At 71.1% G+C, this 13,621-nt stretch carries 14 protein-coding genes; 9 read left to right on the top strand and 5 right to left on the bottom strand.

Annotation, left to right across the window (positions count from 1 at the left end):
- Positions 1-6 precede the first annotated feature (6 nt).
- On the bottom strand, positions 7-567 hold the full coding sequence (locus tag WBG79_RS20265; RefSeq protein ID WP_337359038.1) for a 2'-5' RNA ligase family protein: 561 nt from the start codon (positions 565-567) through the stop codon (positions 7-9).
- A gap of 8 nt (positions 568-575) precedes the next feature.
- A complete protein-coding gene (locus WBG79_RS20270) occupies positions 576-1,598 on the bottom strand; it encodes a LacI family DNA-binding transcriptional regulator (RefSeq protein ID WP_337359039.1) in 1,023 nt (340 codons plus the stop codon).
- A gap of 136 nt (positions 1,599-1,734) precedes the next feature.
- Here WBG79_RS20270 and WBG79_RS20275 point away from each other — a divergent pair, with 136 nt between their 5' ends.
- Genes WBG79_RS20275 through WBG79_RS20290 form a run of 4 tightly spaced genes read left to right on the top strand, consistent with a single transcriptional unit; the run spans position 1,735 to position 5,692 of the window.
- The gene (locus tag WBG79_RS20275) at positions 1,735-2,823 is read left to right on the top strand and encodes an ABC transporter ATP-binding protein (protein WP_337359040.1); all 1,089 of its coding nucleotides are present in this window, start codon (positions 1,735-1,737) and stop codon (positions 2,821-2,823) included.
- A gap of 22 nt (positions 2,824-2,845) precedes the next feature.
- A complete protein-coding gene (locus WBG79_RS20280; protein WP_337359041.1) occupies positions 2,846-3,994 on the top strand; it encodes an ABC transporter substrate-binding protein in 1,149 nt (382 codons plus the stop codon).
- A gap of 43 nt (positions 3,995-4,037) precedes the next feature.
- Complete coding sequence (locus WBG79_RS20285) at positions 4,038-4,877, top strand: ABC transporter permease (RefSeq protein ID WP_337359042.1); 840 nt, start codon at positions 4,038-4,040, stop codon at positions 4,875-4,877.
- A complete protein-coding gene (locus WBG79_RS20290) occupies positions 4,874-5,692 on the top strand; it encodes an ABC transporter permease (RefSeq protein ID WP_337359043.1) in 819 nt (272 codons plus the stop codon). Before WBG79_RS20285 ends, WBG79_RS20290 begins: the two co-directional genes overlap by 4 nt.
- A gap of 10 nt (positions 5,693-5,702) precedes the next feature.
- On the opposite strand, the gene WBG79_RS20295 is transcribed toward WBG79_RS20290, so the two are convergent.
- From WBG79_RS20295 to WBG79_RS20305, 3 genes are read right to left on the bottom strand one after another with little or no spacing between them, the layout of a single operon-like run.
- The gene (locus WBG79_RS20295) at positions 5,703-6,473 is read right to left on the bottom strand and encodes an ABC transporter ATP-binding protein (protein ID WP_337359044.1); all 771 of its coding nucleotides are present in this window, start codon (positions 6,471-6,473) and stop codon (positions 5,703-5,705) included.
- Positions 6,461-7,210 (bottom strand): ABC transporter permease, encoded by a 750-nt coding sequence (locus tag WBG79_RS20300; protein WP_337359045.1) that lies wholly within the window; start codon positions 7,208-7,210, stop codon positions 6,461-6,463. The genes WBG79_RS20295 and WBG79_RS20300 overlap by 13 nt, the downstream gene beginning before the upstream one ends.
- 1 nt (position 7,211) lies before the next feature.
- Positions 7,212-8,225, bottom strand: a complete 1,014-nt coding sequence (locus WBG79_RS20305) for an ABC transporter substrate-binding protein (protein ID WP_337359046.1) — start codon at positions 8,223-8,225, stop codon at positions 7,212-7,214.
- Between the two features lie 478 nt (positions 8,226-8,703).
- On the opposite strand from WBG79_RS20305, the gene WBG79_RS20310 reads away from it, so the two are divergent.
- From WBG79_RS20310 to WBG79_RS20330, 5 genes are all read left to right on the top strand, one after another.
- On the top strand, positions 8,704-9,789 hold the full coding sequence (locus tag WBG79_RS20310; RefSeq protein WP_337359047.1) for a sulfate ABC transporter substrate-binding protein: 1,086 nt from the start codon (positions 8,704-8,706) through the stop codon (positions 9,787-9,789).
- A gap of 10 nt (positions 9,790-9,799) precedes the next feature.
- Positions 9,800-10,660, top strand: coding sequence for a sulfate ABC transporter permease subunit CysT (gene cysT / locus WBG79_RS20315; RefSeq protein ID WP_337359048.1), 861 nt, complete (start codon positions 9,800-9,802; stop codon positions 10,658-10,660).
- Positions 10,653-11,531, top strand: a complete 879-nt coding sequence (gene cysW, locus WBG79_RS20320; protein ID WP_337359049.1) for a sulfate ABC transporter permease subunit CysW — start codon at positions 10,653-10,655, stop codon at positions 11,529-11,531. Before cysT ends, cysW begins: the two co-directional genes overlap by 8 nt.
- Positions 11,532-11,542: 11 nt before the next feature.
- The gene (locus WBG79_RS20325) at positions 11,543-12,631 is read left to right on the top strand and encodes a sulfate/molybdate ABC transporter ATP-binding protein (RefSeq protein WP_337359050.1); all 1,089 of its coding nucleotides are present in this window, start codon (positions 11,543-11,545) and stop codon (positions 12,629-12,631) included.
- Positions 12,632-12,716: 85 nt separating this feature from the next.
- On the top strand, positions 12,717-13,232 hold the full coding sequence (locus WBG79_RS20330) for a hypothetical protein (RefSeq protein ID WP_337359051.1): 516 nt from the start codon (positions 12,717-12,719) through the stop codon (positions 13,230-13,232).
- Positions 13,233-13,621: the final 389 nt, after the last annotated feature.

Raw genomic sequence — 13,621 nt, forward strand, 5'->3', positions numbered from 1 at the left:
CCAGCCCTACTCGTCCTCCCCGCCCGCCACCTCGCGCGCCAGCGTCTTGGTGGCGATCACGGCCCAGTCCTCGATCGGGACCCCGGAGGCGGAGAGCACGACCGCGACCCGGTCGAAGCGGACGTCCATGCCCTCGAGCCAGGTGGACCACTCCGCCCGCGCCTGTTCCTGGTCGTTGGCCGTGGCCGCCCCGTAGGCGAGGGAGACGTGCGGCAGGAAACCGGAGGGCTCCTCGACACCCCCCGCCTCGTAGGCCCGGGTGCGCAGCGTCCTGAGCGTGTCGGTCGGCTCGAAGCGGGTATAGAAGGAGCGGAAGAAGTCGGGACCGGCCTCGACGGCGAGCACCGGCTGGACCGGCTGGGCGAGCCCGCGCACGATGCCGTCGAGCTCGCCGGTCAGCTGCGCCGCTCCGGCGGCCAGGTCCCCGGCCAGCGTCAGGTGCGGCCGGAAGACCGGCGTGCCGAAGCGCTTCGCGAGGTCGCGTACCATCTGGATGAGGGCCCGCTCGTCGCGCTCCGACGCGAGGAGCCAGAGGGAGTGGCGGGCGGCAGGATCGGGTCGGGTCAAGGGCGGCCTCAGCTTGTGGTTCGGACGACGAGATGCGGCTCGATGCGGATCTGCCGCGGCGGGGCGTCGGGCGCGGCGAGCCGGCGGTCGACGAGGTCGCAGACATGGCCGACCCGGAGCTCCACCGGGCTGCCGACGCTGGTGAGGCCGATCAGCGGCCAGGACGCCGGCGCAGTGTCGTCGAAGCCGGTGACCGCGATGTCCTCGGGCACCGCGAGCCCCGCCTCCGCCTTTAGCACGTTGAGGACGCCGATCGCGATCGCATCGTTCCCGCACACGATCGCGTCCGGCAGGACTTCGGAGGCCAGGAGCCGCCGCGCCGCCTCGGTCCCGCCCGGCACCGTGAAGGGCGTCGTCAGGACGCCGAGCGACTCCACGCCCGCCTCCGCCACCGTCCGCCGGAACGAGTCCCCGCGCTCCCGGGCGCTGACGAGGTGCTCGGGCCCGGTGATGCAGGCGAGCCGCCGCCGGCCGCGCGCCACCAGGTGCAGGACCGCGAGCCGGATCCCCTCCGCTCCGTCGGTGAAAACCGCGTCGACCTCCGGCAGGGCGGACCCCGGTCCCGACAGGACCACCGGCCCGTTCCCCATCGCCTGCCGGATGGCGTCCAAGCCGAGGCTGCCGGCCGCCACGATCGTGCAGGCGACCGGGTATTCCGCCGCCCGCGCCAGGGCCTCCGCCGCGTGCCCGCCCTCTCCGACATGCACGTAGAGGGGCCGCCGCCCGCGCGCCTGCAGGCCGCTCAGAAGCCGGTCGATGAAGCTCGCGTAGTAGTAGTTGTCGATGAAGCCGGCCACGAAGGCGACCAGTTCCGGCGCGCTGCCGTTGAGCTGGCGGGCGAGCGCATTGGGGCGGTAGCCGAGCGACGCCGCCGCGGCGATGACGCGGTCCCGGGTCGCCGGCGCCACGCTCGCCCCCGGCGTGAAGCTCCGCGACACGGCCACGCGCGACACGCCGGCGGCCCGGGCGACGTCCGCCGCCGTCACCCGCCGCGCGACCCGCGCGCTTGCGCCGCCGTCCCCGTCCGTCATGACCGCCCACATCCCGCGGCGCCGGTGCAGAGCCGGAAGGAAGGCTCTTGCACACGTGTTCATACGCCTGTCATACTGAGCCGCCAGCCTGTTGTGAAGAGGCCTGAAGGTCCGGGGCCGGCGGAGGAGACGACCGATGAGAGGGTCCCGGGTCGCGGTCGAGCGGCTGGAGGTCGGCTATGGCCGCACCACCGTGCTCGACGGGATCGACCTCGCGATCGAGCCGGGCACCTTCGTGGCCCTGCTCGGCTCCTCGGGCTGCGGCAAGACCACGCTCCTGCGCTCCATCAGCGGCTTCATCGCGCCGCGCGCCGGCCGCATCCTGATCGGCGACCGGGACGTGACCGCCGTTCCGCCCGAGCGGCGCGGCCTCGCCATGGTGTTCCAGTCCTACGCGCTCTGGCCGCACATGTCGGTGGCCGAGAACATCGCCTACGGTCTGAAGCTCCGCCGCTGGCCGCGCGCCGACATCGACCGGCGGGTCGGCGAGATGCTGGCGCTCCTGGAGCTCCCCGGCTTCGGGGATCGCAAGGTGACGGCCCTCTCCGGCGGCCAGCGCCAGCGCGTCGCCCTCGGCCGGGCCCTCGCGGTCGACCCGCCCGTCCTGCTCCTCGACGAGCCCCTGTCCAACCTCGACGCCAAGATCCGCCTCGCCATGCGGCACGAGATCCGGGGCCTGCACGGGCGCATCGGCTTCACGGCCGTCCACGTCACCCACGACCAGGAGGAGGCGATGGTCATGGCCGACCGGATCGTCATCCTCGACCGTGGCCGCATCGTCCAGGACGGCGCCCCCGAGGAGGTCTACCGCCGGCCGAACTCCCCCTACGTGGCCGCCTTCCTGGGCGCCGACAACGTCGTCTCCGGCACGGCCCGGCGCGAGGGCGCCGGCCTGCGCATCGACGTGGCCGGCGGGCCGGGCGCCCACCTCGCCCGCGCGGAGGCGCCGGAGGGTCCCGTCCGCATCCACTTCCGAGGCGACGCGGTCGCGCTCGGCGGCCCCGGCGAGACGGCCGACGGCATCGCCCTGCCGGGCCGGATCGAGCAGGCGAGCTACCCGGGCGGCCGCTACCGCTACGCCGTCGCCACCCCCGTCGGCCGCTTCATGGTCGACGACCCCGTCCGGCGCGCCGTGGGCGACGCCGTCACGGTCCAGATTCCGGCGGAGGCGCTGCACGTCTTCGCCGGCGAGGCAGAAGCCGGTCCCGCGGCACGGGCCGCGTGACCCCGAGACGAGGAGAACCCCGATGCTCGATCGCATGAAGTCGGCTCTTGCCGCGGCCGCCGCGGTCCTGGCCCTCGCCGGGCCGGCCGGCGCCCAGACCACCCTCAACGTCGCCACGGCCGGCGACCAGAACATGGTCGACTACATCAAGGACTATCTCGGGCCCATGTTCGAGAAGAGCCACCCGGGCGTGAAGGTCGTCGCCGTCGGCACCGGCCCGGGCGACGGCGGCTCGCAGAAGATCTACGAGAAGCTCTCCGCCCAGCGCCAGGCGAACGCGCCGGCCTGGGATTTCGACGTGGTCGTCGCCCACCAGAAGATGGCCGGCCAGATGGTCAAGGAGGGCCTGCTCGCCAAGTACCGCGACAAGATCCCGACCGGCAACCTGGTCTCCCGCGACACGGCCGAGAATTCGCTCGGCGCCGAGGTCGGCGGCTACGTGATGCCCATGTTCCACTCCCAGACGGCGCTCGCCTACAACGCCGACATGGTCAAGACCCCGCCGGCCACCTACACCGACCTCGTCGACTGGGTGAAGAAGAACCCCAAGCAGTTCGGCTACAACGGCATCAAGGGCGGCATGTCCGGGGTCGCCTTCGTGACCGGCTGGGTCTACGCCTTCGGGGGCGATGCCGACAAGCTGATGAAGGGCCCCTACGACGAGACCCTGAAGGCCGCCTGGGACAAGAGCCTCGCGGACCTCAAGGAGTTCAACAAGAACGTCGTCATCACCCCCGGCAACGCCGGCACGCTCGACATGCTGAACCGCGGCGAGATCGCCATGGGGCCGGTCTGGGTGGACATGTTCTACACCTGGCAGGCCGAGGGCAAGCTGCCGCCCAACATGAAGCTGAAGCTCGTCGCCCCCGGCATGCCCGGCCAGCCCATGTACTACGCCGTGCCCGCCAAGGCCGCGCAGGCCAAGCTCGCCGAGGAGTTCATTGCGCTGGCCACCAGCCCCGAGGTCCAGGCCGAGGGCATCGTCAAGCGCTTCAACTGGTACCCCGGCATCGACGCCAAGTACCTCCAGGCCAAGCTCGACCAGGCCGCCTGGCAGAAGCTCTTCGCCGACATCACGCCCGACGACCTCTCCACCAAGGGCAAGCCCTTCCCGATCGCCCCCTACTTCAACGACATCCTCGAAAGCTACGAGAAGAAGGTGGCCAACTGACCGAGCCTGGCCCGGCGGCCGTCGCCGCCGGGCCGACACCCCCATGGCCGCCAACCGCCCCACCCTCCTCGGCCTCGCCCTCGTCGCCCCAGCGCTCGCGATGGTCGGAGCCCTGTTCCTCTATCCGCTCGGCTTCTCCCTCGCGGCGGCCTTCACGGGGCGCGAGGGCGGGCTGTCGCTCGAGCATTTCGCCAAGGCCTTCGAGCTCTACTCGGGAGACGTGCTCTTCACGCTCTTCATCGTGCTCGCCGCCACCCTGGGCACGGCCGTCATCGCGATCGCGTTCGCCGGCATGCTGACGCTCGGCGAGACGCCCTGGGTCCTGGCGATCCTCGGCGCGCTCTACCGCTGGCCGCTCTTCATCCCCTTCATCGTCGCGGCCCAGTGCATGCGCACCTTCCTGGCCAAGAACGGGCTGATGAACAACAGCCTCGTGGCGCTCGGCGTGATGGAGCCGCTGCAGGCCACGAGCTTCCTCGATTGGCGCGGCATCATCATCACCTTCGTGTGGAAGCAGGCGCCCTTCGTCACCCTGCTGCTCGCCGGCGCCATGGCGGCCCTGGACCGCTCCACCATCGAGGCGGCCCGCAACCTGGGCGCCTCCCGGCTGCGCAGCCTCTTCGACGTGATCCTGCCGCAGGTGGTGCCGAACCTGATGGTCGCCCTGACGCTCTCCTTCGTCACCATGCTGTCGGTCCTGTCCGTGCCCCTCATGGTCGCCGGCTCGCAGCCCACCATGCTGACCGTCGACATGGCCTTCCGCATCAACTCCTACGGCGACTACGCCACCGCCAACGCGCTGGGGGTGATCTCCTACGCCATGACGGCCGTGGCGGCGGTCTTCTACCTGCGCCACAGCGTGCGCAAGGAGGCCGAGGCGTGAGCGCCCTCGCCCGCAGCCTCCCGTCGACCCTCCTGAAGGTCCTCGGCCTCGGGCTCCTGGCCTTCGCGATCTTCGGCCCGCTCGCCAACCTCGTCCTCTGGTCCGTCGCGGAGCGCTGGTATACGCCCTACAAGCTGCCGGTGACCTACGGCTTCCGCTACTGGGAGACCGTGTTCCGGCCGACCGGCGACGCCATGTCGTCGCTCGCGACCTCGGTGACGATCGCGCTCCTGGTGGTCGGGCTGGCCCTCGCGCTCTCGATCCCGGCGGGCTACGCGCTCGGCCGCCTGAAGCTGCCCGGCCGCACGCTCCTGATGATCGTCTTCCTGCTGCCGCAGGCCTTCCCGTCCGTGCCGATCTACATCAACGTCGCCCGGATCTTCTACGGCCTCGGCCTGACCGGGACGGTCCCGGGGGTGGTCGCGGTCCACACCGCCCACGGCCTCGTCTATTCGGTCTGGATCGCCGCCGCCGCCTTCGCGGCCGTCGACCGCGACCTGGAACTCGCCGCCCGCAACCTGGGGGCCTCGCCCTTGCGCACCTTCGCGACCGTGACGCTGCCCCTCGCCGCCCCGGGCCTGATGGCGAGCGCCGTCTTCGTGTTCCTGGAATCCCTCGACGAGTTCACCGGCACCTTCTTCGTCGGCGTGCCGCAGGTGAGCACCCTGCCGCTCCTCCTCTACAGCGCCAGCATGGGCGGCAACTACCAGATCGCCTCGATCACGGCCCTGATCCTGCTCGTCCCCTCGGTCCTCTTCATGCTGGTGATCGAGCGCTTCCTGCGCGCCGACGTGCTGAGCCGGATCGGGCGCTAAGTGGCGCCCCTCACAGCTCCGCGCTGCCGGCCGACAGGTCCGACCTGAGCTGCTCGGCGAGCGCGGCGAGCGCCGTCGAGCCGCGCCGGCGCGGGTGGGGCAGGTCGATGGCGAGCGACGAACGCACCTCGCCGGGCGAGCCCATCAGCGCCACCACCCGGTCGGAGAGGTAGACCGCCTCGTCGATGTCGTGGGTGACGAACAGGACCGTCCGCCCCGTTGCGGCACGGACCTTCAGGAGCTCGTCCTGCAGGCCCTCGCGCGTGATCGCGTCGAGCGCCGAGAAGGGTTCGTCCATGAGGAGGACGTCCGGATGCACCGCCATCGCGCGGGCGAGCGAGACGCGCTGGCGCTGCCCGCCGGAGAGCTGGTGCGGCCACCGGTCGGCGAGGTCGGCGAGGCCGACCAGCCTAAGGGCCGCCTCCGCCCGCTCCCGCCGGACCGCCCGCGGGATCCCGGCATGCTCCAGCCCGAAGCCGACATTGGAGATCACGCGCCGCCAGGGCAGGAGCCGGGCGTCCTGGAACACCATCGCGACGGGCTGCACGGCGTCGCCCTTGGCGACCGCCTCGGCGCCGCGCACCCGGACGGTTCCGGCACTCGGCGCGGCGAGCCCGGCGATCACGCGCAGGAGCGTCGACTTGCCGACCCCCGACGGCCCGACGATGGAGACGAACTCGCCGGGCGCGACGTCGAGGTCGAGCCGGTGCAGCACCTCGGTCTTCCGGCCGCCCTGCTCGAAGGCGAGCGAAAGGCCGCGGATCTCGATCACGCTTTCCATTGGAGAAGCCGGTTCTGCAGCCGGACGAAGCCGGCGTCGAAGAGCCCGTAGAGGGCCGCCATGGTCAGCATGTAGACGACCACGATGTCGGTGGCGAGCAGGCTGGAGGCCGCCATCATGCGTTGCCCGAGCCCGTGCACGCCGAAGATCTCGGCCGCCACCACCGCCATCCAGGCCTGCCCGAGCGCGGTGCGGATGCCGACCAGGATGCCGGGGGTCGCCGCCGGGGCGACGATCTTGGCGAGCCGCGCCGGCCCCGAGCGGAACCCGAAGGCCGCCGCGACCTCCAGGAGGTCCCGGTCCACGCTGCGCACCGCCCCGTGGGTGGCGAAGTAGACGATCCAGAAGACGCCGACGGCAATGATGAAGATCGCCGCCGAGGGCTCCACCCCGAACCACAGGATCGCGAAGGGCACCCAGGCGAGGCCCGGGATCGGCCGCAGCACGCGCACAATGCCGGCCGTCGCCTCCTCGACCGGCCGGTACATGCCCGTCAGGAGGCCGAAGCCGATGCCGAGCCCCGCCCCGACCAGGAGGCCGACGACGTAGTGGGAGAGGCTCGCCGCGACCGCGCCCTGCCAGATCCCGGACTTCAGCTCCTTCAGGAACGCGCCCGGGATCGCGCTCGGCAACGGCATCAGCCCCGCCGAGGCGAGGCCGAGCCGGGGCACGAGTTCCCAGAGCGCCAGGAACGCGGCGAGGCCGAGGAGCGGCAGCGCGAGGCTCGATCTCCGCACGTCAGCGGCCCGTGGCCTTCTGGTAGAAGCTCGTGTCGAAGAGGCCGTCGAGCGGCACCTCCTTGTCGAGCGTCCCGATCGTCACCTGGTACTGCTGCATGAGCCGCGACGGCTCGATGATCACGCGCGGGTCGGCAACGAACTTCGAGGCCGGCGAGGCGACCGCCTTGCGGATGATCGAGGTCTCGACGATGCCCTTGCCGAGCGCCGCCTCGATGTGCGGCACGGTACGGTCCGGATCCTTGGCGATCAGGTCGATGGCGTCCACCACGGCCTTGACCATCTTCTGCACGCCCTCCGGGTTCTTGGCCAGGAAGGCGCCCGAGACTGCCACCACGGTGCCGGGCTGGTTCGGGAACATGTCGCCCCCGAGCGCGACCAGCCGTGTCGCGGGATTGCGGGTCGTGATGATGGAGACCGCCGGCTCGCGCACCGTCGCGCCGTCGACCGCGCCGGCGAGCAGCGCCTGCTGGGTCGCGTCGATGCCCATGGCGACGATCTGCACGTCGCTCTCCTTGGTGCCCCCGACCTTGTAGACCCAGTGCTTGAGCGTCGTGTCCGGAACCGAGCCCGGCGGCTGGGTGGCGAGCTTTGCCGGCCGCCCCTCCGCCTCGCGGAACTTGGCGAAGGCCTCGGCCGCCTTGGCGCCCCCCTCGAAATACTTCGCGAGCCTGGGGCCCGCCACGAAGGTCATCTCCTCGATGGCGGTGGCGGCCACGACCTTGACGTCGACCCCCTTGGAACGTGCCACCCCGAGCGGGGCCACGCCCGCCACGTAGACGTCGACCGTCCCGGAGGCGAGCGCCTGGATCATGTTCGGACCGGACTCGAAGGGCGTGAAGGTCGGCTTCAGGCCCGCGGCGGCGAGCCAGCCTTCCTTGTCGGCGATGAAGATCGGCGCGACGCCGAGGATCGGGATGTAGCCGACACGCACGGGCGTCTGCGCGGCCGCCACGGCCGGAAGGAGGAGAGCCGCGAGGGCGGCGGCGAAACCCAGGATCTTGGACCTGAACATGTCAACTCCGGTCGACGAAACGGCAGGGGGGCCGGTGAGGGCCGCCGCACGCCAGGGAAACGGTCGGGGCGGAGACTAGCCGGTCGGTCAGCCCCGGGACAGGAAAGTCATTCCCGAGGGCCGCCCTGAGGCGGATCGCCTGACGCCATGAACCGCCGGGCGCGCAATCCCGTTCCCGAGGAGCGCCCGTCCGGGCCGGCGCCTTCCGCGCCGGGACCCTGGCGGGAGCCCCCAGGTCCGGTGCGGTTTCGGCCGGTTCCTCCCCGCCCCCTTGCCTTTACGGGAGCACGCCCGAAGTCCTGCCTGGGCCAGGCCGCGAGAGCGCACCGGGAGCGGAGCCTTGGCCGGGTCGCGGCAAGCCGGACCGCTCCGAATTCGCCTCCGGGGATAAACCATTCCAAAATCACCGCAGCATATGGAATTGACAAATCCGACAAACTCAGTCGACATTAATGGGAGATGAACAAGGGAGGTGACCATGAGCCTTGTGTCGACCGCTTCGATCCGCTTCGCCGCCGACCGCACGCCGGCCCGCCGCCCCGCCTGGCGCAAGGCGCTCGACGCCGCGCTGGTCGCCCTCGCCTTCGGCACCGTGGCGGGCCTGGCTTTCCAGGCCAAGGCCCAGACGACGCTCCTCAACGTCTCGTACGATCCGACCCGCGAGTTCTACAAGGAGGCCAACGCGGCCTTCGCGGCGGAATGGAAGGCGAAGACCGGCGAGGTGGTCACGATCCGCGCCTCGCACGGCGGCTCCGGCAAGCAGGCCCGCTCGGTCATCGACGGCCTCGACGCCGACGTGGTCACCCTGGCGCTCTCCGCCGACATCGACGCCATCGCCCGTGAGGCGAAGCTCCTGCCGCCCGACTGGCAGAAGCGCCTTCCCAACAACTCCTCGCCCTACACGTCCACGATCGTCTTCATCGTGCGCAAGGGTAACCCGAAGGGCATCAAGGACTGGGACGATCTGGTGAAGCCGGGCATCGGCGTGATCACGCCCAATCCGAAGACCTCCGGCGGCGCCCGCTGGAACTACCTCGCCGCCTGGGCCTACGCGGCCGAGAAGACCGGCAACGACCCGGCCAAGGTCCGTGACTTCGTCTCCAAGCTCCTCAAGAACGTCCCCGTCCTCGACACCGGCGCCCGCGGCTCGACCACGACCTTCGCCCAGCGCAACCTCGGCGACGTCCTGATCACCTGGGAGAACGAGGCCTTCCTGGTCTTCGAGGAGTTCGGCGCCGACAAGTTCGAGATCGTCGTCCCCTCGCTCTCGATCCTCGCCGAGCCCCCCGTCGCCGTCGTCGACGCCAACGTCGACCGGAAGGGCACCCGCAAGCAGGCCGAGGCCTACCTGCAGTACCTCTATTCCGACGCCGGCCAGAAGCTCGCGGCCAAGCACCACTACCGCCCGTCGCGGCCCGAGGTCGTCCCGGCCGAGGCGCTCGCCAAGTTCCCGAAGCTGAAGCTCGTCACCATCGACAAGGACTTCGGCGGCTGGGCCAAGGCGCAGCCCGAGCACTTCGGCGACGGCGGCACCTTCGACCAGATCTACCGGCCCTCGAACTGACGGGGCGCCCATGACCGCCGCCCTCGCCATAGCGGCCCCGCGCCGCCGGGACCGGCCCGGGATCCTCCCGGGCTTCGGCCTGTCCCTCGGCTACACGCTCGTTTATCTGAGCCTGGTCGTGCTGATCCCGCTCGGCGCGCTGGCCGCCCGCGCCGCCGGGCTCGGCCTCGACGGCCTCTGGGCCATCGCCACCGACCCCCGGGTCGTCGCCGCGCTCCGGATCTCCTTCGGCATCGCCTTCGCGGCGGCGCTCCTCAACGCCGTCTTCGGCGTTCTCGTCGCCTGGGTTCTGGTCCGCTACCAGTTCCCGGGCCGGGCCCTGGTCGACGCCGCCGTCGACCTGCCCTTCGCGCTGCCGACGGCGGTCGCCGGCATCGCGCTCGCCGCCCTCTACGCGGGCAACGGCTGGGTCGGCTCCCTTCTCGAGCCGCTCGGCCTGAAGATCGCCTACACGCCCCTCGGCATCCTGGTGGCGCTGACCTTCATCGGCCTGCCCTTCGTGGTCCGCACCGTCCAGCCCCTCATGCAGGAGCTCGACCGGGAGATCGAGGAGGCCTCCGCCACCCTCGGCGCCTCCCGCTTCGTGACGGTGACGCGCGTCCTCCTGCCGCCGCTGCTGCCGGCCGTCCTGACCGGCTTCACCCTCGCCTTCGCGCGCGGCGTGGGGGAATACGGCTCGGTCATCTTCATCGCCGGCAACATGCCCTATGTGTCGGAGATCGCCCCGCTTCTGATCGTCATCAAGCTCGAGGAGTTCGACTACCGCGGCGCCACCGGCATCGCGCTCATCATGCTCCTCGTGAGCTTCTTCATGCTGCTCGTCATCAACCTGATTCAGGCCTGGAGCCGGAGGCGCTACGGCGATGTCTGATATCGCGTTTTCCCGCTCCGCCGCCGCCACCGCGACCGCCACCGGCGAGGGCTTCGCGGCCCGCGCCGTGCTGATCGCCGTCGCGCTCGGCTTCCTGGCCCTCTTCCTGGTCCTGCCGCTCGTCGCGGTCTTCGTGGAGGCGTTCCGCAACGGCACCGCCGCCTACCTGGAGGCCTTCCGGGAGCCCGACGCGCAGGCGGCGATCCGCCTGACCCTGATCGTCGCCGCCATCGCGGTGCCGGCCAACCTCGTCTTCGGCATCGCCGCCGCCTGGGCGATCACCAAGTTCCGCTTCCCCGGCAAGAGCCTGCTGATCACCCTGATCGACCTGCCCTTCTCGGTCTCGCCGGTCGTCTCGGGCCTCGTCTACGTGCTCCTCTTCGGCGCCCAGGGCTACCTCGGCCCCTTCCTGAAGAGCCAGGGGATCCAGATCATCTTCGCGGTTCCGGGCCTGGTGCTCGCGACGATCTTTGTCACCTTCCCGTTCGTGGCCCGCGAGCTGATCCCGCTGATGCAGGAGCAGGGCACCGCCGACGAGGAGGCCGCCATGACGCTCGGCGCCTCCGGGTTGACGACCTTCGTCCGCGTGACGCTGCCCAACATCAAGTGGGGCCTGCTCTACGGCGTGCTCCTCTGCAACGCCCGCGCCATGGGCGAATTCGGCGCGGTCTCGGTCGTCTCCGGCCACGTCCGGGGACTGACCAACACGATGCCGCTACACGTGGAGATCCTCTACAACGAGTACCAGTTCGTGGCCGCCTTCGCGATGGCGTCGCTGCTGGCCGCCCTCGCCCTCGTCACCCTCGTCCTGAAGACCTTCCTGGAATGGCGCTACGGCGGTCACCTCGCCGGCGGCACCAGGGGACATTGAGAGGCACGACCATGGAAATCCGGATCCGCGACCTCGCCAAGGACTTCGGCACCTTCCCGGCGCTTCACGGCGTCGACCTCGACATCCGCGCCGGCGAACTGCTCGCGCTGCTCGGCCCCTCGGGCTCCGGCAAGACGACGCTCCTGCGCTCGATCGCCGGCCTGGAGCAGCCGAGCCGCGGCCAGATCTTCTTCGGCGACGAGGAGGCCTCCGCGACACCCGTGCGCGAGCGCGGCGTCGGCTTCGTGTTCCAGCACTACGCCCTCTTCAAGCACATGACGGTCGCCGAAAACATCGGCTTCGGCCTCTCCGTCCGCCCGCGCGCGGCTCGCCCGTCCAAGGCCGAGATCCGCCAGCGCGTCATGTCCCTGCTCGACCTCGTCCGCCTGACCGGCCTCGAGAACCGCTACCCGGCCCAGCTCTCCGGCGGCCAGCGGCAGCGCGTGGCCCTCGCCCGCGCGCTCGCGGTCGACCCGAAGGTGCTGCTCCTCGACGAGCCGTTCGGCGCGCTCGACGCCAAGGTCCGGAAGGAGCTCCGGAAGTGGCTGCGCGAGATTCACCAGGAGACCGGCTACACCACCGTCTTCGTCACCCACGACCAGGAGGAGGCGCTCGAGCTCGCGGATCGGGTCGTGGTCCTCGACAAGGGCCGGATCGAGCAGGTCGGCACCCCGGACGAGGTCTACGACACGCCCGCCAGCCCCTTCGTCTTCTCGTTCATCGGCGACTCGAGCGAACTCCCCGTCACCCTCGACCAGGGCAAGGCCTGGCTCTACGACCGCCCCGTGCCGCTCGGCCTCGACGTCGTCGGCCACGGCCCCGCCCGCCTCTTCGTCCGCCCGCAGCACTGGGACGTCGGGGCCCCGAGCCAGGGCCTCGCCGGTGTGGTCCGCAGCGTCACCCGCCACGGGCCCGGCCGCCGCGCCGAGGTGGAAGTCGGCCGCGACCTGACCGTCACGGTCGACACCTCCGCCGACCACCCGCTCGCGGCGGGCGACCGCATCGGGCTCCGGGCCCAGCGCTGGCGCCTGTTCCTCGCCGACGGCAAGTCCTTCGCCGCCCAGGCGCCCCGCCGCGCCGCCGGCGCCGGAGCCCGCTGACCCGGTCCGCCCCGCCGGCCCCGGGAACCCCTGCAGTGCCGAACGCGTTCTTGCTGCACCGCAACAGCAGGAATATGAGGCACGCATGGCCGACAAGGCACGATTCCCCACGACGGCCCCGACCGGGACCGCCGCCGACCTCTCGTCATCGGCCTCCGAGAGCGTGATCGCGATGACGGAGTACGCCCGCAACGCGGGCGATGACGCTCGCAAGGCCGGCGAGGACGCCGCCGATGCGTTCACGAGCCGCGCCGAGGACGCCTCCGAAGCCTTCACGAGCCGCGCCGAGCACACCGCCGCCGAAGCCGAGACGGCGGCCCGGGAGACCGGGTCCGACGAAGCCGTGGCCAGCGCGTCCGGGGCCGTCAGAGGCCTGCCCGTCGCCACCCGCGTCGTCGCCGACGAGATGTCCGCGATCCTCTCCCGGCAGATGGCCTGGGCGGTGACCTCGGCCCGCACGCTCCGGGACTGCGGCTCCCCGACCGACTGGATCCTCGCCCAGCAGCGCGCCGCCCTCGACGGCCTCGGCATCGCCGTCGAAACCCAGTCCCGTCTGGCTGTGCTCCCGCTGAAGATCCTCTCGGGCGTGACCGCCCGCTGACGCCGAACCGGGACGGCGGTGAAGATCGCCGCCGTCCTCGGCCGCCGGACGCCCGGCCGGCCCCGCCCCCGAGCCTCCGTTGGCGATGCCGCTCCCCGGTCCCGGCCGCGTCGACCGGGACAGCTCCAGAGCCCTGGGGCAAGATGAGGGCCTCCCGGGAGGGGATACCCGCAGCACCGTCTTGAGCCCGCCCGTCTTGAGCCCGACCTCAAGGCAGCGCTATAGATGGAACGTTCCAATTTCAACGCACTCGCCGACTTGTGCGCATAAACTATTGTAAAAACGAACGAAATTTCAACATTTATATTCTCCTTTACAAACTCATCGGAACGTTCCAATATCCTGAGCGTGACCGCAGCCGCTGATCCACAAGGCGGCGCGGACGCAAG

Origin of the sequence: Prosthecomicrobium sp. N25 (assembly GCF_037203705.1) — a bacterium.
Lineage (GTDB): Bacteria > Pseudomonadota > Alphaproteobacteria > Rhizobiales > Ancalomicrobiaceae > Prosthecodimorpha.

Coding starts and splice junctions, on each gene's coding strand:
- WBG79_RS20280 (WP_337359041.1), top strand. CDS start 2,846: ATGCTCGATCGCATGAAGTCGGCTCTTGCCGCGGCCGCCGCGGTCCTG.
- WBG79_RS20285 (WP_337359042.1), top strand. CDS start 4,038: ATGGCCGCCAACCGCCCCACCCTCCTCGGCCTCGCCCTCGTCGCCCCA.
- WBG79_RS20295 (WP_337359044.1), bottom strand. CDS start 6,473: ATGGAAAGCGTGATCGAGATCCGCGGCCTTTCGCTCGCCTTCGAGCAG.
- WBG79_RS20330 (WP_337359051.1), top strand. CDS start 12,717: ATGGCCGACAAGGCACGATTCCCCACGACGGCCCCGACCGGGACCGCC.
- WBG79_RS20275 (WP_337359040.1), top strand. CDS start 1,735: ATGAGAGGGTCCCGGGTCGCGGTCGAGCGGCTGGAGGTCGGCTATGGC.
- WBG79_RS20305 (WP_337359046.1), bottom strand. CDS start 8,225: ATGTTCAGGTCCAAGATCCTGGGTTTCGCCGCCGCCCTCGCGGCTCTC.
- cysW (WP_337359049.1), top strand. CDS start 10,653: ATGTCTGATATCGCGTTTTCCCGCTCCGCCGCCGCCACCGCGACCGCC.
- WBG79_RS20270 (WP_337359039.1), bottom strand. CDS start 1,598: ATGACGGACGGGGACGGCGGCGCAAGCGCGCGGGTCGCGCGGCGGGTG.
- cysT (WP_337359048.1), top strand. CDS start 9,800: ATGACCGCCGCCCTCGCCATAGCGGCCCCGCGCCGCCGGGACCGGCCC.
- WBG79_RS20325 (WP_337359050.1), top strand. CDS start 11,543: ATGGAAATCCGGATCCGCGACCTCGCCAAGGACTTCGGCACCTTCCCG.
- WBG79_RS20310 (WP_337359047.1), top strand. CDS start 8,704: ATGAGCCTTGTGTCGACCGCTTCGATCCGCTTCGCCGCCGACCGCACG.